The sequence below is a fragment of the Streptomyces sp. NPDC043867 genome (assembly GCF_056435845.1).
Genome location: NZ_JBWKDS010000005.1, coordinates 22,226 through 48,067, shown reverse-complemented (window position 1 = coordinate 48,067; position 25,842 = coordinate 22,226). Strand labels below are relative to the sequence as shown.

Here is a 25,842-nt window from a genome sequence, read left to right as displayed (position 1 = left end):
CCGGGGCGGCATCCGCTACGCCGCGGCCGTCTTCAGCGGCTTCGACGGGTCCGTCAGGGCGGCCGCGTCCATCGGCGTGCCCGCCTCGATGAGCTTGCGTCCCTGGGCCAGGTCCCGGGGCCGGCCCACCGCGAGCAGCGCGACCAGGCGGCCCTCGCGCAGCCAGCACACCGTCCACGCGGCGCCCGACGGGTCGCCGCGCCACAGGGTGGTGTCGGCGGACGCGTGGTGGCCCACGTACTGCACGAAGCGCCCGAACTGCTCGGACCAGAAGTAGGGCACCGGGTCGTACACCGCGGGGGTCTCGCCGATGATGTTCGCCGCCACCGTGCGCGGTCCCTGAAGGGCGTTGTCCCAGTGGTGGACCAGCAGGCGCCCCTCGTACCGCCCCGAGGGGAAGGAGGCGCAGTCGCCGACCGCGTAGACGTCGGGCGCGGAGGCGCGCAGGTGCGCGTCGGCCACGATCTCGCCGTGGGCGCCGAGCTCGATGCCGGAGCCGGTGAGCCAGCCGGTCGCGGGGCGGGCCCCGATGCCGACGACGACCGCGCCCGCCGGCACCCGCGAGCCGTCGTCGAGGACGACGGCGCCGGGCTCGACGCGCTCCACGCGCGCGTGCGTGCGCAGCGCGGCTCCGCTGTCGGCATACCAGCCCGCCATGGGCGCGGCCACTTCGGGAGGCAGCGCCCCGGCCAGCGGCCGGTCGGCGGCCTCGACGACGGTCACCGTGCAGCCGGCCTCGCGCGCCGCGGTGGCGAACTCGGCGCCGATCCAGCCCGCGCCGACGACCACGATGTCGTGCTGCTCGGCGAGGACCGGGCGCAGCCGCTCGGCGTCGTCCAGGGTGCGCAGCAGATGGACTCCCGGGACGCCCTCCGTGCCGGGCAGCCGGACCGGTTCCGCTCCGGTCGCGAGGACCAGGACGTCGTACGGCACGGGGCCTTCGGCGGTGTCCAGCTCGTGGTCCGCGGGGCGCACCCCGAGCACCTCGCAGCCGAGGCGCAGTTCGATGCCGAGCGCCTCGAAGTCGACGTCGAAGGCGGAGCCCTCGGCCTTGCCGAGCAGCACCGCCTTGGACAGCGGCGGCCTGTCGTACGGCTGGTGCGGCTCCGCGCCGATCAGCGTCACCGTGCCGGCGAAGCCCTGTTCGCGCAGGGCGACCGCGGTCTGCACCCCGGCCATGCCCGCGCCCACGACGACGACCTGCCGCGCCGTGCGTTCCTCAGCCCGCGTCTGCTCGCTCACCTGATCACCATAGACACCTGACGGCCCGTCAGTCATCGGGTGCGCGGGGTGATCTCCTCCACCGCGCTCGTCCCGCTGCCCTCCTGCGACTCCCACTGCCAGCTCTCCTCAAGCCGTACCCGTCCGTCGGCCAGCTCGACGACCGAGGACACGCAGTGCCCGGAAGAGGTCGTTCCGTCGCGCTTCAGCTGCACGTACCGGAAGTCGAGGCGGTCACCCTCACGCCTACCCACGAGATGACCTCGTACGACATCCCCGCCCGAGTACTCGGCCCAGATCTCCCCGTTCCGCTCGTGGTACGCGAACCGGGTGCGGGTGCCGACCTGGCCCGGCGCCTGGTCGGAGACCGGGGCGAGGACGAGGCCGTCGAGCGAGCGGGCCATGCGGGGAACTCCTCTACTGGGGTCCGGGGCGACGGGCTAGGGTGGCCAACGTAAAGCACACGCGGGAGCCCGGACGCACCGGGCTGAGAGGGAGGCTGGGCGGCCTCCGACCGTACGAACCTGATCCGGGTCATGCCGGCGAAGGGAGGGGCTGGACGCCCATGTCGCGTATGTCGCACGCCGCGCCCACCGCACCGGGGTCCGCGGGGATCCCGGACGTCCTCGTCGTGGGCGGTGGCATCATCGGGCTGGTGACCGCCTGGCGGGCCGCACAACGGGGGCTCAGCACCGCGGTCGTCGACCCCGAGCCGGGCGGCGGAGCCGCGCAGGTGGCCGCAGGCATGCTGGCCGCCGTCACCGAACTGCACTACGGCGAGCAGACCCTGCTGGGCCTCAACCTGGCGTCCGCGCGCCGCTATCCGGACTTCGTGGCCGAGCTGATGGAGGTGACCGGCCTCGACCCCGGTTACCGCAGGTGCGGCACGCTCGCCGTCGCGCTGGACGCCGACGACCGCGCGCACCTGCGCGAACTGCACGCCCTGCAGCAGCGTTCGGGCCTGGAGTCGGAGTGGCTCAGCGGTCGCGACTGCCGCCGTCTGGAGCCGATGCTCGCCCCGGGCGTGCGCGGCGGGCTGCGGGTGGACGGGGACCACCAGGTCGACCCGCGCCGGCTCGCCGCCGCCCTGGTCGCGGCCTGCGAGCGGGCCGGGGTGGTCCTCCACCGCACCTGGGCCGAGCACCTGACCGTCGTACGGGGCCGGGCCGCCGGGGTGCTCACCCGCGACGGCACCGCCCTTGCGGCCGGCCAGGTGGTCCTCGCCGCGGGCAGCCTCAGCGGCCGGCTGGCGGGCGTCCCCGACGACCTGCTGCCGCCGGTGCGCCCCGTGAAGGGGCAGGTGCTGCGGCTGACCGTACCGAAGCGGTACGCGCCGTTCCTGAGCCGGACCGTGCGCGCCGTCGTGCGCGGCAGCCACGTCTACCTGGTGCCCCGCGAGAGCGGTGAGCTGGTCGTGGGCGCCACCAGCGAGGAGCTGGGCTGGGACACCACGGTCACCGCGGGCGGGGTGTACGAACTGCTGCGCGACGCGCACGAACTGGTCCCCGGGATCACCGAGCTGCCGCTGACCGAGACGCGCGCCGGACTGCGCCCCGGCTCGCCGGACAACGCGCCGCTGCTCGGCCCGACCGGGCTGGACGGCCTGTTGCTGGCCACCGGCCACTACCGCAACGGCGTGCTGCTCACCCCGGTCACCGGCGACGCCATGGCCCACGTCCTCACCACCGGTGAACTCCCGGACGAGGCACGCCCCTTCACACCCGAACGCTTCAGCACGGCCCGCACGGAGCAGCCCGCATGAACATCCACGTCAACGGGGAGCGGCGGCACGTCGCCCCGGGCACCGCGCTCGACGCGCTCGTCGCGACCCTCACCGCGGCCCCCTCCGGGGTCGCCGCCGCCCTGAACGAGACCGTCGTCCCGCGCACCCGGTGGGCCTCGACGGCCCTCGCCGAGGGAGACCGCGTCGAAGTCCTCACCGCCGTCCAAGGAGGCTGACCCCATGGCCGACGACCCCTTCGTCCTCGGTGGTACGTCCTACTCGTCCCGCCTGATCATGGGCACCGGCGGCGCCCCCAGCCCGGACGTGCTGGAGCGCTCCCTGGCGGCCTCCGGCACGGAACTGACGACGGTCGCGATGCGCCGGGTCAACCCACAGGCGCACGGCTCGGTGCTGTCCGTGCTCGACCGGCTCGGCATCCGCGTCCTGCCGAACACGGCGGGCTGCTTCACCGCGGGCGAGGCCGTCCTGACCGCGCGGCTGGCCCGCGAGGCCCTCGGCACCGACCTGGTCAAGCTGGAGGTCATCGCCGACGAGCGCACCCTGCTGCCGGACCCGATCGAGCTGCTGGACGCCGCCGAGACGCTGGTCGACGACGGCTTCACCGTGCTGCCCTACACGAACGACGACCCCGTGCTGGCGCGCAGGCTGGAGGACGTCGGCTGCGCCGCGATCATGCCGCTGGGCTCGCCCATCGGCTCCGGCCTCGGGATCCGCAACCCGCACAACTTCCAGCTGATCGTGGAGCACGCGCGTGTGCCGGTCATCCTGGACGCGGGAGCCGGTACGGCCTCGGACGCCGCGCTCGCCATGGAGCTGGGGTGCGCCGGTGTGATGCTCGCCTCAGCCGTGACCCGGGCCCAGGAGCCGGTGCTGATGGCCGACGCCATGCGGCACGCGGTCGAGGCGGGGCGGCTGGCGTACCGGGCGGGCCGCATCCCGCGCAGGCACTTCGCCGAGGCGTCCTCCCCGGTTCAGGGGCGTGCGCGGCTGGATCCCGAGCGCCCCGCCTTCTGACGCGAGGGCGGTCCGCAAGCGCGTCCGTGAGGCCGCACAACAGTCACAGGTCTGCTGCATTCCGCCCCCGGATCGGGCGGACCGGGTGGGCGTGACAGTGGCGGCTCGTAGACTCACCTGCGTGGATACGACCCTTCAGGACCCGCTTGTCGGGCAGGTGCTCGACGGCCGCTACCGCGTCGACGCGCGGATCGCGGTCGGCGGGATGGCTACGGTCTACCGTGCCCTGGACACCCGCCTGGACCGCGTGCTCGCGCTCAAGGTGATGCACCCCACGCTGGCCGCCGACGGCTCCTTCGTCGAGCGGTTCATCCGGGAGGCGAAGTCCGTGGCCCGGCTCGCCCACCCGAACGTGGTGCAGGTCTTCGACCAGGGGACGGACGGGTCGTACGTCTACCTGGCCATGGAGTACGTCGCCGGGTGCACCCTGCGTGACGTGCTGCGCGAGCGCGGGGCGCTGCAGCCGCGGGCCGCGCTCGACATCCTGGAGCCGGTGCTCGCCGCCCTCGGGGCCGCACACCGCGCGGGGTTCGTGCACCGCGACATGAAGCCGGAGAACGTCCTCATAGGGGACGACGGCCGGGTCAAGGTGGCGGACTTCGGTCTCGTCCGGGCCGTGGACACGGTGACGAGCACCACGGGGTCCGTCCTCGGCACCGTCTCCTATCTGGCCCCCGAGCAGATGGAGCACGGCACGGCCGACCCGCGCGTCGACGTGTACGCGTGCGGCGTCGTGTTCTACGAGATGCTCACCGGCGAGAAGCCGCACTCCGGCGACTCCCCCGCGCAGGTGCTCTACCAGCACCTGAACGCGGACGTGCCGCCGCCGTCGGCCGCCGTGCCGGGGCTGCCGCCTGCCCTCGACGACCTGGTCGCCTCGGCTGCCGCCCGCAACCCCGAGGCGCGCCCGTACGACGCGGTGGCGATGCTCGCGCAGGTGCTGGAGGCGCGGGGCGGGCTGAGCCCCGAGCAGCTGGACGCGGTACCGCCGAAGGCCGTGACCGCGGACCACGACAATGCCGAGGACCGGACGAGCGTGATCCCGCGCTCGCTGTCCGGGCAGCGGCCGCTGCCGGTGAACGAGGACGACGCCGCGCTGAACCGGACCAGCCGCTTCGAGAGTCCGCCGGTCACGCCGCGGCGGCGCGGGACGCGGCCCCGGCGCGGCCTGTTCGCGATCGTCGCGGCCGTCCTGCTGGTGCTCGGCGTCGGTGCGGGCGTCTGGTACATCAACTCCGGCCAGTTCACCAAGGTCCCTCCCGTGCTGGAGAAGACCGAGGCGCAGGCGCGCGACCGGCTCGAGGCGGCCGGCCTGGACGTCAAGAAGGTCGAGCGCGACTTCAGCGACACCGTCGAACGCGGCACGGTCAGCGGGATCGACCCGGGGGTGGGCGAGCGGATCCGGGAGAACGACTCGGTGACGCTGACCATCTCCAAGGGGCCCGAGCTCGTGAAGGTGCCGGATCTGGAGGGCGAGACGCTCAGCGGCGCCAGGGACCGGCTGAAGTCGGCGGGCCTGGCGGCCGGCATGGTGACGCGGGACTTCAGCGACGACATCGCCAAGGGGGCCGTGATCGGTACGGACCCCGCCACCGGCACCGAGCGGCACGCCGGGTCGGCCATCGCGATCACCGTGAGCAGGGGCAGGGCGGTGGACGTGCCCGACGTCACGGGTTCGTCGGTCGAGGACGCGACCGAGGAGCTGGAGGACGCGGGCCTGAAGGTCAAGGTCGCCGCCGGGCGGGTCACGTCGTCGGAGTTCGACAAGGACGAGGTCGTCGAGCAGAAACCGAAGGGGGACGACGGCCGGCGGCTCGCCGAGGGCGACACGGTGACGCTGACGCTCTCCAAGGGCCCGGAGATGATCGAGGTCCCGGACGTCGTGGGCGACAGCGTGGAAAAGGCGACGCAGCGGCTCGAGGACGCCGGGTTCGAGGTCGACGAGGACCGGGGGCTCCTCGGGTTCTTCGGGGACACGGTCGAGAACCAGTCGGTGGACGGCGGGGACAAGGCCCCCAAGGGGTCGACGATCACGATCGAGATCCGCTGAGCGAAGCCGGCCCGCTCCCCGGGGGCGGGCCGGTCCTGCCCCCTGGGACATCCGGGGCCGGAGCACACGGCAGCGCGTGACACCCTGAAGGGCGTGACAAGCATGCAGCTCCGCAACCCCGTCGGCGGCCATGTCCCGGTGGCGGGCGGCCTCTCCACCGTCGGCCTGGCCTATGCGCGCGAGTTGGGCGCCGAAGCCGTCCAGGTCTTCGTCGCCAACCCGCGCGGCTGGGCGACCCCGGCCGGCAACCCGAAGCAGGACGAGGCGTTCCGCGCGGCCTGCGCCGCCGAGTCGGTCCCGGCGTACGTCCACGCCCCGTATCTGATCAACTTCGGCTCGCACACGGAGGCGACCGCCGAGCGGTCGGTGCTGTCGCTGCGCCACTCCCTGCGCCGGGCCCGGGAGATCGGCGCGCTCGGCGTGGTCGTGCACACCGGGAGCGCCACCGGCGGACGGGAGCGGGCCACGGCCCTCGCGCAGGTACGGGAGCGGATGCTGCCGCTGCTCGACGAGCTGACCCACGACGACGACCCGTACCTGCTGCTGGAGTCGACGGCCGGCCAGGGTGCCTCGCTCTGCTCCCGCACCTGGGACTTCGCGCCCTACTTCGAGGCGCTCGACGCCCATCCGCGGCTGGGCGTCTGCCTCGACACCTGCCACATCTTCGCGGCGGGCCACGACCTGACCGGGCCGGACGGGATGCACCAGACCCTCGACCTGCTGGTCTCCACCGTCGGCGCCGGACGGCTGCGGCTGATCCACGCCAACGACTCCATGGACGTGGTCGGCGCCCACAAGGACCGCCACGCGAACATCGGCTCCGGCCACATAGGCGAGGACCCGTTCCGCGCGTTGATGACCCACCCGGCCACCGCGGGCGTCCCCCTCGTCATCGAGACCCCCGGCGGCAAGGAGGGGCACGCGGCGGACATCGAGCGGCTGAAGAAACTCCGCGACGGCGGACTTCGTTGAGGAATACCCCAGGGGGGTATACGGTTCCGTCAGCTGCGGGAACCGATACCTGACGCTGGGGGCTTCTCATGCAGCACGACGCGCACACCGGACACGCTCACCGCGACCATGGCCACACCGACGCCCACGCCCCGGTCACCTGGGCCACGGCCGCCCGGGCCACCCTCCACTGCCTGACCGGCTGCGCCATCGGCGAGGTGCTCGGCATGGTGATCGGGACCGCGCTCGGCTGGGGCAACGTACCCACGATGGTCCTGGCCATCATCCTGGCCTTCCTCTTCGGCTACGCGCTCACGCTGCGCGGGATCCTCGGGGCGGGTGTCGCCATCAGGACCGCGTTGCGGGTCGCACTGGCCGCGGACACGCTGTCCATCGCGGTGATGGAGATGATCGACAACACCGTGATCGCCCTGTGGCCGGGCGCCATGGAGGCGCACCTCGACGACCTGCTGTTCTGGGGCGCGCTGGCGGTCTCGCTCGTGGTCGCCTTCGTGGTGACGACACCGGTGAACCGGTGGATGATCGGCCGCGGCAAGGGCCACGCGGTGGTGCACCGGTACCACCACTGACGCCCGCACCGGGAGGGTCAGAGCTCGGGGCCGTCCCCGGGCTCCTCCTGGTAGGAGTAGCGCTGCTCGCGCCAGGGGTCGCCGACGTTGTGATAGCCGCGCTCCTCCCAGAAGCCGCGGCGGTCGGCCGTCATGTACTCCACGCCGCGGACCCACTTGGGGCCCTTCCAGGCGTACAGGTGCGGGACGACCAGGCGGAGCGGGAAGCCGTGCTCGGCGGTGAGCAGTTCGCCGTCCTTGTGGGTGGCGAAGATCGTGCGCTCGGACGCGAAGTCGTCGAGCCGCAGGTTCGAGCTGAATCCGTACTCGGCCCAGACCATCACATGGGTGACGGAGGGAGCCGGCGGGGCGCTCCGCAGGATCGTGCGCGCGGGGATGCCGCCCCATTCGGCCCCGACCATGCTGAACTTCGTCACGCAGTGCAGGTCGGCCACGACGGTGGCGTACGGCAGGGCCGTGAACTCCTCGTGGGTCCAGCAGCGCTTCTCCTGGTCGGCGGTGGCACCGAAGACCCGGAACTCCCAGCGCTCGGGGCGGAACTTGGGCACCGGGCCGTAGTGCGTGACGGGCCAGCCGCGCTGCAGTCGCTGCCCCGGGGGAAGATCCGGCTGTGCCGCTTCTCCAGATTCCCGCTCCACCGACTGACCCATGACTCCATCCTGACAGACCTGGGACGGTGCACATGACCAGGCCTGTCCCGATTCGGGCAACTCCTACTAAGCGTGCACTTACTGGACGGCCCCGGGTGCCGGTGCGAGGATGCGGCGCAACCTGCCCACTTCCCGCCTGGAAGGAGCCTCTGCGATGCAGGGCGACCCCGAGGTCCTCGAATTCCTCAACGAGCAGCTGACCGCCGAGCTCACCGCGATCAACCAGTACTTCCTGCACGCGAAGATGCAGGAGAACTTCGGCTGGACGAAGCTCGCGAAGTACACGCGGCACGAGTCGTTCGACGAGATGAAGCACGCCGAGCTGCTCACCGACCGGATCCTCTTCCTTGACGGCCTGCCGAACTACCAGCGGCTCTTTCACGTCCGGGTGGGACAGACGGTCACCGAGATGTTCCAGGCGGACCGGCAGGTCGAGGTCGAGGCGATCGACCGCCTCAGGCGCGGGATCGAGGTGATGCGCGCGAAGGGCGACATCACCTCCGCGAACATCTTCGAGTCGATCCTCGCGGACGAGGAGCACCACATCGACTACCTGGACACCCAGCTGGAACTGGTCGGGAAACTCGGCGAGGCGCTCTACATCGCGCAGCTGATCGAGCAGCCGGAGGGCTGAGCCGCCGCGGGAGACGGGAGGGTCAGGCAGCCTCGTCCAGGGCGGCGGACTCCGTGGTGCCGGCGAGGACCGGCCGACCCCGGTCCATGAGCTCGGGGCGCGGGGTCGCACCGCGGCCGAGCAGGGCCTGGATGCGGCGTACGCACGAACCGCAGTCCGTGCCGGCCTTGCAGGCCGAGGCGATCTGGCGGGGGGTGCAGGCACCGGCCTGCGCGTGCTGCTTCACCTGGGCCTCGGTGACACCGAAGCAGTTGCAGACGAACACGCGGCTCACCTCCCGACGGGATCCATGGGTCATGCCGTCCCGACTGATCGGTGAGGCAAACCTAACCTTACCCATAGCCCGAGGCCCCGCAAAAGTGGGATGGGGCGCGGATCGCATGTGATCCGCGCCCCATTTCACGCCGCCGTAACAGGCGAGACCCTTGCTGATCTGCTACTGGTCCCGGTACATCTCGGAGACCAGGAAGGCCAGGTCGAGGGACTGGCTGCGGTTGAGGCGGGGATCGCAGGCCGTCTCGTAGCGCTGGTGCAGGTCGTCGACGAAGATCTCGTCGCCGCCGCCCACGCACTCGGTGACGTCGTCACCGGTGAGCTCGACGTGGATACCGCCCGGGTGGGTGCCCAGCGCCTTGTGGACCTCGAAGAAGCCCTTCACCTCGTCGAGCACGTCGTCGAAGCGCCGGGTCTTGTGACCGGAGGCCGCCTCGTAGGTGTTGCCGTGCATCGGGTCGGTGATCCAGGCGACGGCCGCGCCGGAGGCGGTGACCTTCTCGACCAGCTCGGGCAGCTTGTCGCGGACCTTGTCCGCGCCCATGCGCACGATGAAGGTGAGACGGCCGGGCTCGCGGTCCGGGTCGAGGCGCTCGATGTACTGGAGCGCCTCCTCGGCCGTCGTCGTCGGGCCGAGCTTGATGCCGATCGGGTTGCGGATCCTCGAGGCGAACTCGATGTGCGCGCCGTCCAGCTGACGGGTGCGCTCACCGATCCAGACCATGTGGGCCGAGACGTCGTACAGCCGGCCCGTACGCGAGTCCACGCGGGTCAGCGCCGACTCGTAGTCCAGCAGCAGCGCCTCGTGGGAGGCGTAGAACTCGACGGTCTTGAACTCCTCCGGGTCCGCCCCGCAGGCGTGCATGAAGTTCAGCGCCTGGTCGATCTCCCGGGCGAGCTGCTCGTAGCGCTGGCCGGACGGGGACGACTTCACGAAGTCCTGGTTCCAGGCGTGCACCTGGCGCAGGTCGGCGTAACCGCCGGTGGTGAAGGCGCGCACCAGGTTGAGCGTGGAGGCGGAGGCGTTGTACATCCGCTTCAGGCGCTCGGGGTCCGGGATGCGGGCGGCTTCGGTGAAGTCGAAGCCGTTCACGGAGTCGCCCCGGTAGGTGGGGAGCGTCACACCGTCGCGGGTCTCGGTCGGCTTGGAGCGCGGCTTGGAGTACTGGCCGGCGATTCGGCCGATCTTCACGACCGGCACCGAGGCGGCGTACGTGAGCACGGCGCCCATCTGGAGCAGGGTCTTGAGCTTGTTGCGGATCTGGTCGGCGGACACCGCGTCGAAGGCCTCGGCGCAGTCGCCGCCCTGGAGAAGGAACGCCTCTCCCTTGGCGACGGACGCCAACCGGGCGCGCAGCTGGTCGCACTCGCCCGCGAAGACGAGCGGCGGATACGACTCGAGGTCCGCGATCACATCGCGCAGAGCCTCGGCATCGGGGTACTCGGGCTGCTGCGCCGCGGGAAGGTCTCGCCAGGTGTTGCCAGCGCTCGCGCTGGACTTAGCGTTCACGGTCACCTCCCCAACATTACGGGGTCGTGTCGGGCGTCCGACCACCTGCTCATCAAGTGAGACGGCGGGCGCTCGGACGGTGCCCTGCCGCGGACGGCGGCACGCGGCCGTCGGCGGGTCCGCCGCGGCGGACCCGCCCGGGAGGCCGCGGGCTCAGGGGCCCACGTCGAGCTGGTTGCGGTCGATGCCGATCTTCACCCCGCCGTGGGTCTCGGACCGGTCGCCCGCGTACTGGTGGATGCGCTGGTGGTCCGCCCACAGGTTCGCCGGGATCGACGGGTCGGAGGTGGTGGCGGAGTCGTTCCAGCGCGCGAAGTGGATCACGTCGGGGAGGGTGGTGCCGTCCGCGTTCGCGACCAGGTCCGGGACGAGGGAGGTGGCGCTGCCGTACGCCCCGGAGCGGTAGCCCAGCTCGTGCAGGCGCACGGTGTAGGCCTCCAGGTACGCGAGGACGCGCTGGGTGACCGTCCCGCCGCGCGTGTAGTGCTCCAGGTCGTTGTAGATCACCGTTCCCGCGCCGAACCCGAGTGCCTCCGCCTGCCGGGCCGCGTCGTCGGCCGCTGCCGTGCCCTGCGGCACCGGGTCCGTGATGGCCGCGCAGCCGCTCCCGCAGCTGCCGCCGTCGGACGTGGGCTGCCGGCCGACGTAGAGCGGGAAGAAGCGCCAGCCGTTGGTGTACTGCGTCCGTACCCAGCTCGCGGTGAGCTCGGGCTGGGCGCAGGCGCGGTTGATCCCGCCGAGGTAGACGCCGACGGCGCCGTAGCCGGACGTGTCCTTCCAGGCGTCCATGGCCGACTGGCTCGGAGCGGTGCAGGCGTCGAAACCCTTCCCCCGGAAGGACGTCGCGTCGGCGGGGAGGGCGGCCGGCGCCCCGGTGAGCGTCTCGGCCCGTGCGGAGGCTACGGGCAGACCGGCGCTGCGCAGGATCTCCCGGATCCGCGCGCGGTCCTGTCCGTAGGCGGCGGTGACGGCGATGCGGTCCGCGGTGGCGCGGTACGTGCCGGCCGTGCGGTTCTCGGTGACCTCGGTCCCGGTGTCCGCGGCGGGCTGCACCAGCAGCGCTTCCGTGCGCCCCGCCGGGTCGGCGGAGCAGTTCTGCCGGTCGCCCGGTGTGCCGAGGTACAGCACGTGCCGGTCAAAGCGGACACAGGCGTCCGGGTTCTTCTCCAGGTCCACGACCCGCCAGGAGGCGGGGACGGTGAACACATGGCCTCGGTAGCTGACGTCGACGGTGTCGCCGGAGGTCCGCGGCGCCGCGGGGGCGGTGTCGAGCGGGCCGGCGGCGAGGGCCGTGGCCGCGGCGAGCACGGTGAGCACGCGGGCACGGCCGCGCCGGAACTGGGGTGAACGCAGTGGATGGATGGCTCTCTCCTCGGTCGGGCTTCCTGGCCATCCATGGCCGCGCGGGGCCACCCGTGAACCCCTCGCCGGTCCGGTTCACGCTGTTGCCGGGCCGGGCTGTCGGGTAAGGTGCGGCGCATGTTCGCGCACTCGACCCAGAACTGGTGGTGGACCGCTCATCCGGCGGCCCACTGACTGCGCGTACGCAAGACTTCGCGAAGGCCGCCCGAGGGGCGGCCTTCGGTGTTTTCCGGCCCGGCCGTTCCTCTCCGCAGAGCTCGCCCTCCCCGAGAGAAGGAACAGGACCGATGAACCTGACCGACCTGCTCGACGACCCCCGCCCGTTCGCCCTGCTGCGCCGGCGCACCCCCGGCCACGACCACGACACGGTGGAGCTGCTGCTCGGCCCGGTGCGCGTGGTCGACCGGCTGGCCGACATCCCCGTGGGCGAGCGCCCGTCCCTGGCCCTGGTGCCCTTCCGGCAGATCCGCGAGCGCGGCTTCGACGTGCGCGACGACGGGACGCCGCTCGCGGTGCTGACCGCCGAGGAGACGTACCGGATCCCGCTGGAACAGGCGCTCGCGCAGCTCCCGTCGCACGACGTGCGTGTCCAGGGCGGGGGCTTCGACGTCGCCGACGAGGAGTACGCCCGCATCGTCGGCCGGGTGCTGGACGAGGAGATCGGGCGGGGCGAGGGAGCGAACTTCGTCATCCGCCGGACGTACGAGGGCGGGATCCCGGGGTTCGACCGGGCCGACGCCCTCGCCCTCTTCCGGCGGCTGCTGGTCGGCGAGCGGGGCGCGTACTGGACGTACGTCGTGCACACCGGGGACCGGACCCTGGTCGGGGCCAGCCCCGAGGTGCACGTCCGGATGTCCGGCGGGACCGTCGTGATGAACCCGATCAGCGGGACCTACCGCTATCCGGCGCAGGGGCCGACGCCCGAGGGCCTGCTGGACTTCCTGGCCGACGGCAAGGAGATCGAGGAGCTCTCGATGGTCGTCGACGAGGAGCTCAAGATGATGTGCACCGTCGGCGACCGGGGCGGTGTGGTGATCGGGCCTCGGCTGAAGGAGATGGCCCATCTCGCGCACACCGAGTACGAGCTGCGGGGCCGGAGCTCGCTGGACGTGCGCGAGGTCCTGCGAGAGACCATGTTCGCGGCGACCGTCACCGGGTCGCCGGTGCAGAACGCGTGCCGGGTGATCGAGCGGCACGAGGTGGGCGGGCGCGGCTACTACGCCGGGGCGCTGGCCCTCGTCGGGCGGGACGCGGGCGGGACGCAGACCCTCGACTCCCCCATCCTCATCCGGACCGCCGACATCGACGCGGACGGGCGGCTGCGCGTGCCGGTGGGCGCCACGCTGGTCCGCGGCTCGGATCCCGCGAGCGAGGTCGCCGAGACACACGCGAAGGCCGCCGGGGTGCTCACCGCGCTGGGCGTGCGTCCCGGCAGGCCGCCGGCCGAGGGCGTACGGCCGCGGCTGGCCGACGATCCGCGGGTGCGGGCCGCGCTCGACGGGCGGCGGGCCGCGCTCGCGCCGTTCTGGCTGCGGATGCGGGAGCGGGCCGCCGACCTGACCGGCCACGCGCTGGTCGTGGACGGCGAGGACACCTTCACGGCGATGCTGGCGCACCTGCTGCGGTCCTCCGGTCTCGAGGTGAGCGTGCGGCGGTACGACGAACCCGGGCTGCGGGAGGCGGTCCTCGCGCACGCGGGCCCGGTGGTCCTCGGCCCCGGCCCCGGCGACCCCTCGGACCGGACCGATCCCAAGATGCGGTTCCTGCGCTCACTGACCGCCGAGGTGCTCCGCCGGCACCGGCACGGGGTGCTGGGCGTGTGCCTCGGCCATGAGCTGATCGCCGCCGAACTGGGCCTGGAGATCGTCCGCAAGGACGTGCCGTACCAGGGCGCGCAGACGGACGTCGACCTGTTCGGGCGCACCGAGACCGTCGGCTTCTACAACAGCTTCGTGGCGCGCTGCGACGACGAGGCCCGCGCCGCGCTCCTCGCCCGGGGCGTCGAGGTCGGCCGCGGCGGCACCGGGGAGGTGCACGCCCTGCGCGGTCCCGGGTTCGCGGGGGTGCAGTTCCACCCGGAGTCGGTGCTGACGCTGCGCGGTACGGACGTCGTCCGGGAGCTGCTGGCTCAGCTGGGCTCGGGCGACGGCACGAGGACGTTCTCCGAGCGGCGGCCCGCGGTGTAGTCGAACCACCGGGGCGCCGGTCGGCCGGGGGCCGCGAGGGTATCGGTGTGTCCCGGCCGACGGGGGCCGGGATCAGCCGAAGAAGACGCCGACCTCCTCGTACAGCTTCGGGTCGACGGTCTTCAGCCTGGCCGTGGCCTCCGAGATCGGGACGCGGACGATGTCGGTGCCGCGCAGGGCGACCATCGTGCCGAAGTCGCCGTCGCGGACCGCCTCGATGGCGTGCAGTCCGAACCGGGTGGCGAGCCAGCGGTCGAACGCGCTCGGGGTGCCGCCTCGCTGGACGTGCCCGAGGACCGTGGTCCGCGCCTCGTTGCCGGTGCGCCGCTCGATCTCCTTGGCCAGCCATTCGCCGACGCCGGAGAGCCGGACGTGCCCGAAGGAGTCGAGCGTGCCGTCCTTGAGGACCATGTCGCCGTCCTTGGGCATGGCCCCCTCGGCGACGACCACGATCGGGGCGTACGAGGCCTTGAAGCGTGAGGTCACCCAGGCGCAGACCTGGTCGACGTCGAAGCGCTGCTCGGGGATCAGGATCACGTTCGCGCCGCCGGCAAGGCCCGAGTGGAGGGCGATCCAGCCCGCGTGCCGCCCCATCACCTCGCAGACGAGGACGCGCATGTGGGACTCGGCGGTGGTGTGCAGCCGGTCGATGGCCTCGGTGGCGATGCCGACGGCGGTGTCGAAACCGAAGGTGTAGTCGGTGGCGGAGAGGTCGTTGTCGATGGTCTTCGGGACGCCGATGGTGCTGATGCCGTACTCGTCGTTGAGTCGGCCGGCCACCCCGAGGGTGTCCTCGCCGCCGATGACGACGAGCGCCCCGACCTCCTGCTTGGCGAGGTTCTCCTTGATCCGGCGGACACCGTCCTCCTGCTTGAGGGGGTTGGTGCGCGAGGAGCCGAGGATGGTGCCGCCGCGGGGCAGGATGCCGCGCACGGCCGGGATGTCGAGCCGCACGGAGCGGTTCTCCAGGGGACCCCGCCAGCCGTCCCGGAAGCCGACGAAGTCGTAGCCGTACTCCTGCACGCCCTTGCGGACGATGGCCCGGATGACGGCGTTGAGCCCGGGGCAGTCGCCGCCTCCGGTCAGTACTCCGACCCGCATGGAAAGTCCCTTCGCCGGGGATGCCTGACAGGACTCACGCTAGTAGTGATCCAGGTCACTTCGGCATGGGGCGGATGGTCAATTCCGGTGCAATGTCCGGGAGTTGATCACGTACTTCACTCGTAGGTGGGGTTTCGGCGCTCCCGGCAGGGCGTCAGGCGTCGTCGAGGCCGCGCTCTATGGCGTAGCGCACCAGCTCCACCCGGTTGTGCAGCTGGAGCTTGCCCAGGGTGTTCTGCACGTGGTTCTGCACCGTGCGGTGCGAGATGACCAGGCGCTCGGCGATCTGCTTGTAGCTCAGCCCCTTGGCGACCAGACGCAGGACCTCGGTCTCCCGGTCGGTGAGCTGCGGGGCCCTGGGCTCGTCCCCGGCGGGGGGCGCGGGCTCGGAGGCGAGCCTGCGGTACTCGCCGAGGACCAGGCCCGCGAGGCCGGGGGTGAACACCGGGTCGCCGACCGCCGTACGGCGCACCGCGTCGATCAGTTCCTCCGTGGACGCCGACTTCACCAGATAGCCGGTGGCGCCGGACTTGACCGCCTCCAGGACGTCCGCGTGCTCGCCGCTGGCCGACAGGACCAGGACGCGCAGCGCGGCATCGGCTCCCACCAGCTCCTTGCAGACCTGGACGCCGGGCTTGGCGGGCAGGTTCAGGTCCAGGACGAGGACCTCCGGCGACACGGCCCGGGCCCGGCGTACGGCCTGCTCGCCGTCGCCCGCCGTGGCGACCACGTCGAAGCCGGCCTCGGCGAGGTCGCGCGCGACCGCGTCGCGCCACATGGGGTGGTCGTCGACGACCATCACCCTGATCGGATCCTTGCCCACCTGCTGTGCGGCCTCCGTGGCCCCCGTCATCTCCGTCATCACTGCCCCGTCGTCCTCGTCATCGCGTTGTCGTCGTCCTGCTCGTCGTCCTGCTCGTCGTTCTCGTTCGTCGTTCTGCCTGTCGTTCTCGTTCGTCGTCCTCGGAGGCACCCGCACCGGCACCGGCACCGGCGTCCGGCGTCCGGGTCAGCGTGTCTCCGCGGCCTCCCACGCGGCCTTCGGGACCCTCAGCTCGACCTCCGTGCCCTGCCCCGGGACCGAGATCAGCTCGGCGGTGCCGCCGATGTCGCGCAGCCGGCCGCGGATCGAGAGGGCGACCCCGAGCCGCCCCTCCCCCTCCGCCTGCGCGAGCCGCCCCTCCGGAATGCCGGGGCCCTCGTCGCGCACGGTCACGATCACCGCGTCCGGCTCGTCCTCCAGCAGGATCCAGGCGCGGGCGCTCTCGCCGACGTGCCTGGCGACGTTGTCCAGGGCGGCGCCGACCGCGCCGGCCAGCTCCCGGGCGGCGGCCGGGGCGAGCGGCACGGGCGCGCCGGGCTCGGACAGGGTGACGTGCGCGCGGGCGTACCGGGCGAGCAGGGGACGCAGGTCGACGGGGTCGCCGTCCGTGTCGCCGTCCGTGTCGCCGTCCGGCTCGTCGACCGCGCGGACGACGGCCCCGAGCGCGGCGTCCTCGGAGACCCGGGAGACCGGTACGAGGCCGCCGGACACCAGCGAGCGCAGCGCCACCTCCTGCTCGCCCGCCAGCCGGCCCAGCTCGGCCGCCTCGCCGCCGAGCACCGCACCGCGCCGCTGCACCATGGCGAGGACCTGGAGCACGCCGTCGTGGATGTCACGGGCCAGGCGCTCGCGCTCGCGGGTCGCGGCCTCGATCTCCAGGGCCCGGGCGAGGGTGCGCTCGGAGGCGCGGGCGACCTCGACGACGTAACCGATGGCGATGGAGGCGACCCAGACGAGGATCACGTTGTGGACGGTGTCGCGGGTCGGGGCGCCGCGCTCGGCGATGTTGACCACCGCGACCAGCGTGGAGGCGAAGGCCGCCCAGCGCCAGCCGCCCTTGATCGCGAAGGCCAGCACGGACCCGGCGGTCCAGATCGACGGCAGGGTCGGGCCGCCCGCCTCTATCCGGGACACGTCGTCGGCGACCCGGGTGAGCAGGACGCCGGCGAGCGCGACGGTGAGGTCGGCGGTGAGGAACGGCTTCGTGCAGGCGGCGGCGCCGGAGACCCGGGGCAGGGTCGCGAGGGTCCACGCGGCCAGCACCACGTAGTAGGCGACGGCGACCCAGGGGCGGGGGAACTCGTCGTACGCGGTGACGAAGAGGCCGATCGCGTAGCACAGGGTGAGGACGCGGTACGCGGTGAGCGCACGCCACAGCGGCTGCTCGACCGACATCCTCATGACTCTCTCGCGTCTGGCCATGTCCCCCACCCCACCCCACCCCGACGGACGCGGCTACGAGCCGGACCGTTCCCGCTGTGCCCGTTCCTTGTGGTCCGTCTCCTGCTGCGCCAGGTCCTTCGCGGCCTGGGCCCGCTCCTTCTCCGCCTGCGCGAGGGCGGCCCTGGCGGCCTTCTCGGCCTCCTTCTCCGCCTTCGCCGCCTCCGCGATCTGCCGCTTGGCGGCCGTCGCGTACATGTCGACATACTCCTGGCCGGAGAGCTTCATGATCTCGTACATGACCTCGTCGGTCAGCGCGCGCAGCACGAAGCGGTCGTGCTCCATGCCGCCGTACCGGCTGAAGTCCAGCGGCCTGCCGATGCGGATGCCGGGCCGCATCAGCTTGGGCATCACCTGGCCCGGAGGCTGGATCTTCTCCGTGTCGATCATCGCGACCGGGATGACCGGGGCGCCGGTGGCGAGCGCCACGCGCGCGAGGCCGCCCGGCTTGCCCCGGTAGAGACGGCCGTCGGGCGAGCGCGTGCCCTCGGGATAGATCCCGAACAGCTCACCGCGCTCGATGACGTCGACCCCGCTCCTGATGGCCGCCTCGCCCGCGCCGCGCCCGCCGGAGCGGTCCACCGGCAGCTGGCCCACGCCCTTGAAGAAGGCCGCCGTCATCCGCCCCTTGATGCCGGGCGTCGTGAAGTACTCGGCCTTCGCGATGAAGGTCACCTTGCGGTCGAGGACCGCGGGGAGGAAGAAGGAGTCCGAGAACGACAGATGATTGCTCGCCAGAATCGCGGGGCCCTCGGCGGGAATGTTCTCGAGGCCTTCCACCCAGGGCCTGAAGGCGAGCTTCAGCGGCCCTCCGATGGAAAACTTCATTGCGCCGTAGATCAACCGAGTGCCTCCTGTGTCGTCGGTGAGACCTTAACCCGGAGCACTGCCAATGGCCCCGACGACCCTGGTCGGTGTCAGTGCGGTCGCGTACGGTGAAGTACGCCCCGAACCTCGGGCGGCCGTCCCGCCGCAGTCGTCGTGCCGTCTTCCGTTCAGCACGCCCGCCCCCTGACCGTTCCCGCCCCTCATGAACAAGGAGACCGAAGGTGCCGGTCCTTCCCGGAGCCGAGCCGTACCGCCACGAAGGCGGAGAGATCGGCGTCCTCCTCTGCCACGGCTTCACCGGTTCCCCGCAGTCGCTGCGGCCCTGGGCGGAGTATCTCGCCGAGCGCGGTCTCACCGTCGCGCTGCCGCTGCTTCCCGGACACGGCACACGCTGGGAGGACATGCAGCTCACCGGCTGGCAGGACTGGTACGCGGAAGTGGACCGCGAGCTGCGCGCCCTGCGGGAGCGGTGCAGCCGGGTGTTCGTCTGCGGGCTGTCCATGGGCGGCGCCCTGACCCTGCGGCTGGCCGCCCGGCACGGGGACGACATCAGCGGCATCGTCGTCGTCAACCCGGCGAACAAGGTGCACGGACTCTCCGCGTACGCCCTTCCGGTCCTGCGGCACGTCGTGCGCACGACGAAGGGGCTCACCAGCGACATCGCCAAGGAGGGCGGCGTCGAGATCGGCTACGACAAGGTGCCGCTGCACGCCGCCCACTCACTGCGGAACTTCTTCCGGCTCGTCGACGCCGAGCTGCCGCAGGTCACCCAGCCGATGCTGCTGCTGCGCAGCCCCCAGGACCATGTGGTGCCGCCCGCGGACTCGGCGCGCATCCTCGGCCGCGTGTCGTCCACGGACGTGACCGAGATCCTGCTGGAACAGAGTTACCACGTCGCGACGTTGGACCATGACGCGGACCGGATCTTCGACGAGAGCTACGCGTTCATCGGCCGGCTCGCGCCCGCCGTCGGCAAGGAGTCCGAAGCGGGTCGGGTGAGTCAGCAGGAAGGGACGGCCACCGGTGGCTGAGTACGACGCGGACCGCGGCGAGCCCGACGAGAAGGACCCGCCGCTCGGGGACGAGCAGAGCGTGCCCTTCGACGAGCAGGCCGCCTGGGTGGCGATCGTCGCGGGATACGGTGCCGAGCCGCCGGACCCGCCCGGCTCGAAGCCGTTCAAGTCCGTGGAGGACCTGGCCCTGCTCGCCCCGGAGACGAACGACTCGGAGACGAACGACTCGGAGACGAACGACTCGGACGCGGGCGACTCCGGCACGGGCGACGCGGAGGCGGGAGCCCCGGACCAGGGGGATCCGTCCCGGCGCCCGCAGGAGCCCCCGGCGTCCGCGAGACCGCTCGGCAGCTCGGTCGCCTTCGCACCCGGCGTCGCCGGCGGCCCCCGCGACTACGAGTCCCCCGACGCCCTCGATGACGACTTCGGCGACGACGACGAGGGCCACTTCGTGCCGCCCGAGCCGCCCCCGCTGCCCGCGGGCGACACCACGGCCAAGTTCGCCTGGCTCGCGGTGCTCGGCGGTCCCGTGCTGCTGCTCCTCGCCGTCCTGCTCGGCTGGGACATGACCTGGTGGCTCGCCACCCTCGGCATCGGCGGCTTCCTCGGCGGCTTCGCCACGCTGGTGATGCGCATGCGGGTCGACGACGAGGGCGAGGACGACCCCGGACGGGGCGCTGTCGTCTGACACCGCGTGACATCGGGGCCGGGCCGGACGTCGTCCGGCCGGGCCCTTCGCGCGTCCGGCGCCGGCTCAGCCGGCGGGGATCCTGAGGGCGGCCAGCACCGGAAGGTGGTCCGTGGCCGCCCTCAGGTCCGCCTCCGTCACCCCCGGCTGGCCGAGCGGCACCCCGCACCCCAGGACCTCGATGCCGGGGGTCGCGAAGATCGCGTCGATGCGCTGGTGGGGGGTGGCCGGGGTCGAGGTGTGCTCGCCGCCCCAGGGCGCGGTCGCCCAGCAGTCCCGGAGGCCCGCAGCGAGGCGCTCGAAGGCCCGGCCGCCGGGGCGTTCGTTGAGGTCGCCGCCCGCGACGGCGTGCGGGGTGCCGAGTCCGGCGAGACGGTCGACGAGCAGGCCCGCCTGCTCGTACCGCTCGTCCTTCTGCAGCGAGAGGTGACAGCTCAGGACGCCGAGGCGGACGCCGCCGAAGCGGACCACCGCGGTCGCGAAGCCGCGCCGGTGCAGACCCGGGGTGAGCCGGAGCAGTACGTCCTCGGTGCGCTCGACCGTCGCGCGCAGACTGCACAGGACGGCAGGGCCGGCGGCCGTGGCACCGCCCGACAGGACCACCTGCCCCGAGGCCGCCGCGAGCCGGGCCAGCTTCTTGCGCCAGCGGAAGAAGCGCGGCGCCTCCTGGACGAGGACCAGGTCGGGTGCGCAGGCTCTGATCACCCGGGCGAGCGCGTCGGTGTCGTCACGCATCGACCGGATGTTGTAGCTGAGCACTCGGACGACGGCCGAACCGTCGGCGTCGGTACGGGAGTCGGGCAGCGGACGGGTCGCGCTCGGCGTGCTCGCAGACATGCCGATCAAGATACGGCAGCCGGGCACGGCGCAGGTCCCGGGCGCCACCTGCCGCGCGCGGTCCGCCCCGCCGCGGCGCCGGGCCGCGTCCGGCACACGACAGCGCCCGCCGGCCCCTTTCGGGGGGCGGCGGGCGCTGTGCGGAGCGAGTGCGTCACATGACGGGGTCGGGCTCCCGGGCCAGGTCCGCCGCCCCGACGAGACCGGCCTTGTTGCCGAGCTGCGCGGCGATGACGTCGGCCACCGGCCGCCAGTTGCCGCCGACCAGCCACCGCTTGTACGACTTGCGGATCGGGTCGAGGACCAGCTCGCCCTCGTCCGAGAGGCCGCCGCCGACGATGAAGGCGGACGGGTCGAAGAGGGAGGCCAGGTCGGCGAGACCGGCGCCCGCCCAGCGGGCCAGCTCGCGGTAGGAGTCCACCGCCACCGGGTCGCCCTGCCGCGCGGCCATCGAGATGTGCTTGCCCTCGATGCCGTCGGGGGTGCCGTCGCCCAGCGAGAGCAGGGTCTCCGCGCGCTCGGGGGTCGCGTTGGCCCGCTGCTTGGCGTAGCGGACGAGGGCCCGGCCGGACGCGTACTGCTCCCAGCAGCCCTGGCTGCCGCACCCGCACAGCAGACCGTCCGGGACCATCCGGATGTGGCCGAACTCGGCGGCCACGCCGAAGTGCCCGCGCCGCAGTTTGTTGCCGATGATGATGCCGCCGCCGAGGCCGGTGCCGAGGGTGATGCAGATGACGTTGCGGTGCCCCTTGCCGGCACCGAACCTGTACTCGCCCCAGGCGGCGGCGTTCGCGTCGTTCTCGACGACGACCGGCAGGCCGACGCGGGCCTCGACCTCGTCCTTCAGCGGCTCCTGCCGCCAGTCGATGTTCGGCGCGAAGTACACGGTCGAGCGCTGACGGTTGACGTAACCGGCGGCACCGATGCCCACGCCCACGATGTCGTGGCCCGCGCGGGCACCCTCCACGGCCGCGGCGATGGCGTCCACGATCGCCTGCGGTGTGGTGGGGGTCGGCACCTTGAAGGTCGAGAGGATGTTGCCTTCCTCGTCGACCACGCCGGCCGCGATCTTCGTGCCGCCGATGTCGACGCCGATGGTGAGTCCCATGAATCCCTCAGTTTCGGTCGAGCCCCGCTACGGGCAACCGTACCCGAGGGGGCCTCAGTCCAGGTCGATGTGTTCCCCGGGACCGGGGCCCTCCTCGCGGGGGTCCGTGCCCCGTGCGGTCCAGCGGCGCTCCTGGGCCTCGACGGCCGAGCGGTAGGCGGCGAGCAGCTCGGAGCCGGCGGCGGCCAGGTGGTCGAAGACGTCCGGGTTGCGCTCGATGACCGGTTCCACCGCCGCCTTGGCCTGCTGCACGACCTGGCTGACCATCTGCTGGGCCGTGCCCGAGGCGACGGTGCCGAACAGGGGCGACTGAAGGCCGGACAGCTTGTCGGCGACGGCGTCGACGAGTTTGCGCAGTTCCTCGGCGGCGGAGCCGGGCGGCGTGCCCTGCTCGGACCGGCGGCGGGCCTTCTCCGCCGCGAGGTCCTCGGCGCACGCCTTCGCCCAGGCGTCGGCGTCGGCGGCTCGCACCTCGTCGGCCCCTTGCTGAGCGGCGTCGGACGTGAAGCGCTCTTCGCTCATGGCGGACTCCTGACTACGGTTCGTCCCTCCGACGTTACCCGAACGGGGGTATGCGGTTCACGTGTCCGCGGCCCAGTGTCCCGGCGGCGCCTGCGATCCGGTCACCTGCCCTGCGGCCACAGCCCGGGATCGGGAGTGAAACGGACGCGCAGCTCGCCCTCGCGCAGGGCCGCGCCGGCCACCGTGCAGCGGCGCAGGACGGACGGCAGCGGGACGATCCTGCGGAACTGACCGGCGGAGACCACGAGTTCGTCGCCTCGGCGGACCAGGTCCAGTTCCTCGCGTATCGCGCCGGGGAGCGGGATGTGCCAGACGAGCACCCCGTCGTCGGCGAGGTGGTCGGTGACGGGCCACTCGACCGGCTGCCCGGATTCACCCGCACCGGGGACGGCGAGCGCGGTGAGGTCGTCGCCGCCGCGGGGGTCGTGGCCGAGGTGCGGGACCTCGTGGAGGGCGTACGTGGCCCGCCACTCGTCCAGCACCTTGGACTGCTGGGCGGCGAGTGCGGCCGCCCACGGGTCCTTCGGGGCGCCGGGCAGGACCCGGTTGGCGACCAGGGAGTCGACGCGCAGGCCCCGCAGGGCGAGGGCGGTGGCGGCGGCGCGTACGGCGTCGGCACCGGCCGGACCGGGTTCGGCGACCAGCCGTACGGTCGTGGCGGGGTCCCCGACGACCGCCTCCGCGGCGGCCAGCTCGACGTCCCAGCGGGCGGCCGTCTCGTACAGCCACTCCGCGGGCATCGGTACGCCGGCCAGCCGGCCGAGCAGGGGGCGCAGGGCGCGGGCCGCCTGGCGTTCCGCGGGGAGCAGCCGGCGCAGATAGCGGCGCAGCTCCTCGGGGAGGGAGAGGAGGACGAGCGCCTGCGGGGCCGGCGGGAGGTCCACCACCAGCAGGTCGTACGGTCCCGAGGTCGCCGCGTCGCGCAGGGCGCGGAGCAGGGCGAGTTCCTCGGCGCCGGGCAGCGGGGTGACTTCCTCGGCGTCCAGGCGGGTGGCGCCGAGGAGGTCGAGGGCGCTGGTGGCGCGCTCCTGGATGGCGGTGAGGTCGTCACGGAAGCGTTCCGCCGCGTCGGGGCGCCAGGCGGCCAGGTTCGGTGCGGCCTCGACGGGTTCCGCGCCGGTGCGGACGCCGAGGACGGCGCCGAGGGTGTCGGTGCGGTCGGCGCTCAGGACGAGGGTGCGGGTGCCCTCGCGGGTGGCCTTCAGCGCGGTGGCCGCGGCGACGGTGGTGCGGCCGGTGCCGCCCTGGCCGGTGATCAGGATGGTGCGCATGGGGGTGAACGGTACCTGGGCCTTGCCGGCCGGGGGAGCTGGCTCACCTGGGCGGTTCTCGCCGGCGGGGCCGGGGCGTCCGGGCGAGTTTGCCTGCGGGGCCGGGGGCGCCCGGGCGAGTTTGCCTGCCTGGCGGTTGTCGCGAGTCGGCCTAGGGCCTGTCGTTTGGATCATGCTGGCTGTGACCGACGGTTCGTCGTGACCGACCCGAGCGGGGTCTGGCGCGTGCAGCTGCAAGGCGGAGGAGGGAGTCGACGCGGAGCGTCGGCGACCGACGACAACGCCGCAGATGTGCGTGCCAGACCCCGCGACGCCGGCGTGATCCAAACGACAGGCCCTAGGTCCGGTGGGCGTCGGTCGCCCGAAGGGCTCGTCCTCAAACGCCGGACGGGCTGATGATTCCGGCCGGGGTCCAGGGGCGACCGGATGGATGACTGGATAACTCCGGCCGGGTCGGGAGGTGGCCGGACGGACGGGCTGGAGGTCGTCGGCCTGGGGCGGGAGGTGTCCTGACTCCCGGGTGCCCCGGGGCTACTTGTCGCCGGACTCCACTCGCTTCTTCAGGCCCGCCAGTGCGCGGTCGATGATGACCTTCTCGGCCTTGCGCTTGATCATGCCGAGCATGGGGATCTTGACGTCGACCGTCAGCCGGTAGGTGACCTCGGTCGCGCCGGCGCCGGCCGGCTTCAGGAGGTACGTGCCGTCCAGCGAGCGCAGCATCTGGGACTTGACCAGGGTCCAGGAGACCTCGTGGTCGCCGGTCCAGGTGTACCCGAGCGTCTGGTCGTCCTTGATGGCACCCGCGTCCATGACCAGACGCACCTGCTCGGCGCGGCCCCGCGCGTCCGTGGCGAGCACCTGCGCCTCCTTCACCTCGCCGGTCCAGTCGGGGTAGCGGGCGAAGTCCGCGATCACCGCCATGACGTCGGCCGGTGCCGCCTCGATCGTGATGCTCGAGCTGGTGTGTTCCGCCATCGCGGTGGCTCCTCCAGATGCGGTCCGGTGAGGAAGGGTGCTGCGCACGTGTGTGCAGCGTGAAGGCTACCGCGCGCGGACCGGCCCCCCGTCACCGCGTCCGGCCGCCCGCCGCCCGTCACCACTCCAGCGCCCAGGGCCGGCCCGACCCCGCGAAGTGCCCGACGTTCACGCACTCGGTCGCCCCGATGCGCATCCGGCGGACCAGCGGCTGGTGGACGTGGCCGAAGAGCGAGTAGCGCGGGCGGGTGCGGCGGATCGCGTCCAGCAGGGCGCGGCTGCCGCGCTCGAAACGGCGCGCCACCGTGTCGTACACCAGCTCCGGCACCTCCGGGGGGATGTGTGTGCACAGCACGTCGACCTCACCGACCGCCTCGATCTTCGCCGCGTACTCCTCGTCGCTGATCTCGTACGGTGTGCGCATGGGGGTTCTGAGGCCGCCGCCGACGAACCCGAAGACCCATCCGCCGATCTCGGCCCGCCCGCCGTCGAGCACGGTCGTACCGGGTCCTGCGTACTCCGGCCACAACGCCGGCATGTCGACATTGCCGTAGGTGGCGTACGTCGGCGTCGGAAACGCGGCGAACAGTTCGGCGTACTGCCTGCGTACCGCCTTCTCGATGGCGGCGCCGCGGTCCGCGCCGATCCCGGCCCACAGCCGGGCCCCGAACTCCCGGGCCTCCTCGAAACGGCGGGCGGTACGCAGCTCGACGATGCGGTCCGCGTTCTCGGCGCCGAACAGGTCGGGGAAGATGCCGCGCGAGTGGTCGGCGTAGTCCAGGAAGAGCACCAGGTCACCGAGGCAGATCAGGGCGTCGGCGCCCTCTTTCGCCCTCGCCAGGTCGCGCGCGTTGCCATGCACGTCGCTGACGACATGGACGCGCGTCCTTCGGTTACCGCCTCGTGTGGGTGCCATGACGATCAAGCGTAGGGGTGTGCGGCAAACGTGAACAGAGGCGGTCGGACCTGCGGTTACTGGCTGGTCCCGAAGGGCTTGGACTACTGTGCGCCAAGGAACGCCAACACGTGTGACGCATAGAACATCTCACCA

General features: G+C 72.6%; 27 protein-coding genes and 1 riboswitch. Of the genes, 11 read left to right on the top strand and 16 right to left on the bottom strand.

Annotated features, from left to right (window positions below):
* Window positions 1–15: 15 nt before the first annotated feature.
* Both AC069T_RS06700 and AC069T_RS06695 read right to left on the bottom strand, forming a co-directional pair.
* The gene (locus AC069T_RS06700; RefSeq protein WP_478781694.1) at window positions 16–1,242 is read right to left on the bottom strand and encodes an NAD(P)/FAD-dependent oxidoreductase; all 1,227 of its coding nucleotides are present in this window, start codon (window positions 1,240–1,242) and stop codon (window positions 16–18) included.
* A 32-nt stretch (window positions 1,243–1,274) separates the two neighbouring features.
* On the bottom strand, window positions 1,275–1,625 hold the full coding sequence (locus AC069T_RS06695) for an avidin-fold protein (protein ID WP_478781693.1): 351 nt from the start codon (window positions 1,623–1,625) through the stop codon (window positions 1,275–1,277).
* Between the two features lie 51 nt (window positions 1,626–1,676).
* A riboswitch (TPP riboswitch) is annotated at window positions 1,677–1,789 on the top strand.
* Here AC069T_RS06695 and thiO point away from each other — a divergent pair.
* The 6 genes from thiO to AC069T_RS06665 all read left to right on the top strand — a co-directional run bounded on the left by thiO (window position 1,787) and on the right by AC069T_RS06665 (window position 7,570).
* Entirely contained in the window at window positions 1,787–2,983 is a 1,197-nt protein-coding gene (thiO, locus tag AC069T_RS06690) for a glycine oxidase ThiO (RefSeq protein ID WP_478781692.1), read from the top strand. (Overlaps the previous riboswitch by 3 nt.)
* On the top strand, window positions 2,980–3,180 hold the full coding sequence (gene thiS, locus AC069T_RS06685) for a sulfur carrier protein ThiS (RefSeq protein ID WP_478781691.1): 201 nt from the start codon (window positions 2,980–2,982) through the stop codon (window positions 3,178–3,180). Before thiO ends, thiS begins: the two co-directional genes overlap by 4 nt.
* 4 nt (window positions 3,181–3,184) lie before the next feature.
* Entirely contained in the window at window positions 3,185–3,979 is a 795-nt protein-coding gene (locus tag AC069T_RS06680) for a thiazole synthase (protein WP_476755380.1), read from the top strand.
* 121 nt (window positions 3,980–4,100) lie between these two features.
* On the top strand, window positions 4,101–6,029 hold the full coding sequence (gene pknB, locus AC069T_RS06675) for a Stk1 family PASTA domain-containing Ser/Thr kinase (protein ID WP_478781690.1): 1,929 nt from the start codon (window positions 4,101–4,103) through the stop codon (window positions 6,027–6,029).
* Window positions 6,030–6,131: 102 nt separating this feature from the next.
* On the top strand, window positions 6,132–7,001 hold the full coding sequence (locus AC069T_RS06670) for a deoxyribonuclease IV (RefSeq protein ID WP_478781858.1): 870 nt from the start codon (window positions 6,132–6,134) through the stop codon (window positions 6,999–7,001).
* Window positions 7,002–7,069: 68 nt separating this feature from the next.
* Entirely contained in the window at window positions 7,070–7,570 is a 501-nt protein-coding gene (locus tag AC069T_RS06665) for a DUF4396 domain-containing protein (RefSeq protein ID WP_478781689.1), read from the top strand.
* A gap of 17 nt (window positions 7,571–7,587) precedes the next feature.
* On the opposite strand, the gene AC069T_RS06660 is transcribed toward AC069T_RS06665, so the two are convergent.
* A complete protein-coding gene (locus AC069T_RS06660; RefSeq protein ID WP_478781688.1) occupies window positions 7,588–8,220 on the bottom strand; it encodes a sulfite oxidase-like oxidoreductase in 633 nt (210 codons plus the stop codon).
* Window positions 8,221–8,374: 154 nt separating this feature from the next.
* On the opposite strand from AC069T_RS06660, the gene bfr reads away from it, so the two are divergent.
* The gene (gene bfr, locus AC069T_RS06655; RefSeq protein ID WP_478781687.1) at window positions 8,375–8,854 is read left to right on the top strand and encodes a bacterioferritin; all 480 of its coding nucleotides are present in this window, start codon (window positions 8,375–8,377) and stop codon (window positions 8,852–8,854) included.
* Window positions 8,855–8,876: 22 nt separating this feature from the next.
* Here bfr and AC069T_RS06650 read toward each other — a convergent pair whose 3' ends face one another.
* The 3 genes from AC069T_RS06650 to AC069T_RS06640 all read right to left on the bottom strand — a co-directional run bounded on the left by AC069T_RS06650 (window position 8,877) and on the right by AC069T_RS06640 (window position 11,954).
* A complete protein-coding gene (locus tag AC069T_RS06650; protein ID WP_478781686.1) occupies window positions 8,877–9,128 on the bottom strand; it encodes a (2Fe-2S)-binding protein in 252 nt (83 codons plus the stop codon).
* 162 nt (window positions 9,129–9,290) lie between these two features.
* Complete coding sequence (locus tag AC069T_RS06645) at window positions 9,291–10,643, bottom strand: class II 3-deoxy-7-phosphoheptulonate synthase (RefSeq protein WP_476755374.1); 1,353 nt, start codon at window positions 10,641–10,643, stop codon at window positions 9,291–9,293.
* A 147-nt stretch (window positions 10,644–10,790) separates the two neighbouring features.
* The gene (locus tag AC069T_RS06640; protein ID WP_478781685.1) at window positions 10,791–11,954 is read right to left on the bottom strand and encodes a glycoside hydrolase domain-containing protein; all 1,164 of its coding nucleotides are present in this window, start codon (window positions 11,952–11,954) and stop codon (window positions 10,791–10,793) included.
* Window positions 11,955–12,116: 162 nt separating this feature from the next.
* Between AC069T_RS06640 and AC069T_RS06635 the strand changes: the two genes are divergently transcribed.
* Window positions 12,117–12,173: a trp operon leader peptide gene (locus AC069T_RS06635; RefSeq protein ID WP_071528813.1), complete on the top strand. Its 57-nt coding sequence runs from the start codon at window positions 12,117–12,119 to the stop codon at window positions 12,171–12,173.
* Window positions 12,174–12,286: 113 nt separating this feature from the next.
* Window positions 12,287–14,185 carry an anthranilate synthase family protein gene (locus AC069T_RS06630; RefSeq protein ID WP_478781684.1) on the top strand — a complete coding sequence of 633 codons (1,899 nt, stop codon included), beginning with the start codon at window positions 12,287–12,289 and terminating at the stop codon, window positions 14,183–14,185.
* A gap of 72 nt (window positions 14,186–14,257) precedes the next feature.
* Here the strand turns inward: AC069T_RS06630 and AC069T_RS06625 are convergent, their stop codons facing one another.
* The 4 genes from AC069T_RS06625 to AC069T_RS06610 all read right to left on the bottom strand — a co-directional run bounded on the left by AC069T_RS06625 (window position 14,258) and on the right by AC069T_RS06610 (window position 18,377).
* Window positions 14,258–15,286 (bottom strand): 6-phosphofructokinase, encoded by a 1,029-nt coding sequence (locus AC069T_RS06625; protein WP_478781683.1) that lies wholly within the window; start codon window positions 15,284–15,286, stop codon window positions 14,258–14,260.
* 154 nt (window positions 15,287–15,440) lie between these two features.
* Window positions 15,441–16,148: a response regulator gene (locus AC069T_RS06620; RefSeq protein WP_478781682.1), complete on the bottom strand. Its 708-nt coding sequence runs from the start codon at window positions 16,146–16,148 to the stop codon at window positions 15,441–15,443.
* Window positions 16,149–16,295: 147 nt separating this feature from the next.
* Window positions 16,296–17,531 (bottom strand): MacS family sensor histidine kinase, encoded by a 1,236-nt coding sequence (gene macS, locus AC069T_RS06615; RefSeq protein ID WP_478781681.1) that lies wholly within the window; start codon window positions 17,529–17,531, stop codon window positions 16,296–16,298.
* Window positions 17,532–17,564: 33 nt separating this feature from the next.
* Window positions 17,565–18,377: a lysophospholipid acyltransferase family protein gene (locus tag AC069T_RS06610; protein WP_476755368.1), complete on the bottom strand. Its 813-nt coding sequence runs from the start codon at window positions 18,375–18,377 to the stop codon at window positions 17,565–17,567.
* 221 nt (window positions 18,378–18,598) lie between these two features.
* Between AC069T_RS06610 and AC069T_RS06605 the strand changes: the two genes are divergently transcribed.
* Both AC069T_RS06605 and AC069T_RS06600 read left to right on the top strand, forming a co-directional pair.
* Window positions 18,599–19,408 (top strand): alpha/beta hydrolase, encoded by an 810-nt coding sequence (locus AC069T_RS06605; protein ID WP_478781680.1) that lies wholly within the window; start codon window positions 18,599–18,601, stop codon window positions 19,406–19,408.
* Window positions 19,401–20,078, top strand: coding sequence for a hypothetical protein (locus AC069T_RS06600; RefSeq protein WP_478781679.1), 678 nt, complete (start codon window positions 19,401–19,403; stop codon window positions 20,076–20,078). Before AC069T_RS06605 ends, AC069T_RS06600 begins: the two co-directional genes overlap by 8 nt.
* A 66-nt stretch (window positions 20,079–20,144) precedes the next feature.
* Here AC069T_RS06600 and AC069T_RS06595 read toward each other — a convergent pair whose 3' ends face one another.
* The 6 genes from AC069T_RS06595 to AC069T_RS06570 form a co-directional block, all read right to left on the bottom strand.
* The gene (locus AC069T_RS06595) at window positions 20,145–20,915 is read right to left on the bottom strand and encodes an endonuclease/exonuclease/phosphatase family protein (RefSeq protein ID WP_478781678.1); all 771 of its coding nucleotides are present in this window, start codon (window positions 20,913–20,915) and stop codon (window positions 20,145–20,147) included.
* A 154-nt stretch (window positions 20,916–21,069) separates the two neighbouring features.
* Window positions 21,070–22,023 carry an ROK family glucokinase gene (locus tag AC069T_RS06590; RefSeq protein WP_476755365.1) on the bottom strand — a complete coding sequence of 318 codons (954 nt, stop codon included), beginning with the start codon at window positions 22,021–22,023 and terminating at the stop codon, window positions 21,070–21,072.
* A gap of 54 nt (window positions 22,024–22,077) precedes the next feature.
* On the bottom strand, window positions 22,078–22,545 hold the full coding sequence (locus AC069T_RS06585; RefSeq protein WP_478781677.1) for a DUF5304 domain-containing protein: 468 nt from the start codon (window positions 22,543–22,545) through the stop codon (window positions 22,078–22,080).
* A gap of 101 nt (window positions 22,546–22,646) precedes the next feature.
* Window positions 22,647–23,816, bottom strand: a complete 1,170-nt coding sequence (locus AC069T_RS06580) for an ArsA family ATPase (RefSeq protein ID WP_478781676.1) — start codon at window positions 23,814–23,816, stop codon at window positions 22,647–22,649.
* Between the two features lie 531 nt (window positions 23,817–24,347).
* Complete coding sequence (locus tag AC069T_RS06575) at window positions 24,348–24,791, bottom strand: SRPBCC family protein (protein WP_478781675.1); 444 nt, start codon at window positions 24,789–24,791, stop codon at window positions 24,348–24,350.
* A gap of 118 nt (window positions 24,792–24,909) precedes the next feature.
* Entirely contained in the window at window positions 24,910–25,707 is a 798-nt protein-coding gene (locus tag AC069T_RS06570; RefSeq protein WP_478781674.1) for a metallophosphoesterase family protein, read from the bottom strand.
* Between the last annotated feature and the right edge of the window lie 135 nt (window positions 25,708–25,842).

Excerpts from the sequence above, each read along its gene's own strand:
- thiO (WP_478781692.1), top strand. The coding sequence starts at position 1,787 with ATGTCGCGTATGTCGCACGCCGCGCCCACCGCACCGGGGTCCGCGGGG.
- thiS (WP_478781691.1), top strand. The coding sequence starts at position 2,980 with ATGAACATCCACGTCAACGGGGAGCGGCGGCACGTCGCCCCGGGCACC.
- AC069T_RS06695 (WP_478781693.1), bottom strand. The coding sequence starts at position 1,625 with ATGGCCCGCTCGCTCGACGGCCTCGTCCTCGCCCCGGTCTCCGACCAG.
- AC069T_RS06665 (WP_478781689.1), top strand. The coding sequence starts at position 7,070 with ATGCAGCACGACGCGCACACCGGACACGCTCACCGCGACCATGGCCAC.
- AC069T_RS06575 (WP_478781675.1), bottom strand. The coding sequence starts at position 24,791 with ATGGCGGAACACACCAGCTCGAGCATCACGATCGAGGCGGCACCGGCC.
- AC069T_RS06630 (WP_478781684.1), top strand. The coding sequence starts at position 12,287 with ATGAACCTGACCGACCTGCTCGACGACCCCCGCCCGTTCGCCCTGCTG.
- AC069T_RS06580 (WP_478781676.1), bottom strand. The coding sequence starts at position 23,816 with ATGCGCACCATCCTGATCACCGGCCAGGGCGGCACCGGCCGCACCACC.
- AC069T_RS06610 (WP_476755368.1), bottom strand. The coding sequence starts at position 18,377 with ATGAAGTTTTCCATCGGAGGGCCGCTGAAGCTCGCCTTCAGGCCCTGG.
- macS (WP_478781681.1), bottom strand. The coding sequence starts at position 17,531 with ATGGCCAGACGCGAGAGAGTCATGAGGATGTCGGTCGAGCAGCCGCTG.
- AC069T_RS06585 (WP_478781677.1), bottom strand. The coding sequence starts at position 22,545 with ATGAGCGAAGAGCGCTTCACGTCCGACGCCGCTCAGCAAGGGGCCGAC.
- AC069T_RS06595 (WP_478781678.1), bottom strand. The coding sequence starts at position 20,915 with ATGTCTGCGAGCACGCCGAGCGCGACCCGTCCGCTGCCCGACTCCCGT.
- AC069T_RS06670 (WP_478781858.1), top strand. The coding sequence starts at position 6,132 with ATGCAGCTCCGCAACCCCGTCGGCGGCCATGTCCCGGTGGCGGGCGGC.
- AC069T_RS06620 (WP_478781682.1), bottom strand. The coding sequence starts at position 16,148 with ATGACGGAGATGACGGGGGCCACGGAGGCCGCACAGCAGGTGGGCAAG.
- AC069T_RS06625 (WP_478781683.1), bottom strand. The coding sequence starts at position 15,286 with ATGCGGGTCGGAGTACTGACCGGAGGCGGCGACTGCCCCGGGCTCAAC.
- AC069T_RS06680 (WP_476755380.1), top strand. The coding sequence starts at position 3,185 with ATGGCCGACGACCCCTTCGTCCTCGGTGGTACGTCCTACTCGTCCCGC.
- AC069T_RS06590 (WP_476755365.1), bottom strand. The coding sequence starts at position 22,023 with ATGGGACTCACCATCGGCGTCGACATCGGCGGCACGAAGATCGCGGCC.
- AC069T_RS06660 (WP_478781688.1), bottom strand. The coding sequence starts at position 8,220 with ATGGGTCAGTCGGTGGAGCGGGAATCTGGAGAAGCGGCACAGCCGGAT.
- AC069T_RS06570 (WP_478781674.1), bottom strand. The coding sequence starts at position 25,707 with ATGGCACCCACACGAGGCGGTAACCGAAGGACGCGCGTCCATGTCGTC.
- bfr (WP_478781687.1), top strand. The coding sequence starts at position 8,375 with ATGCAGGGCGACCCCGAGGTCCTCGAATTCCTCAACGAGCAGCTGACC.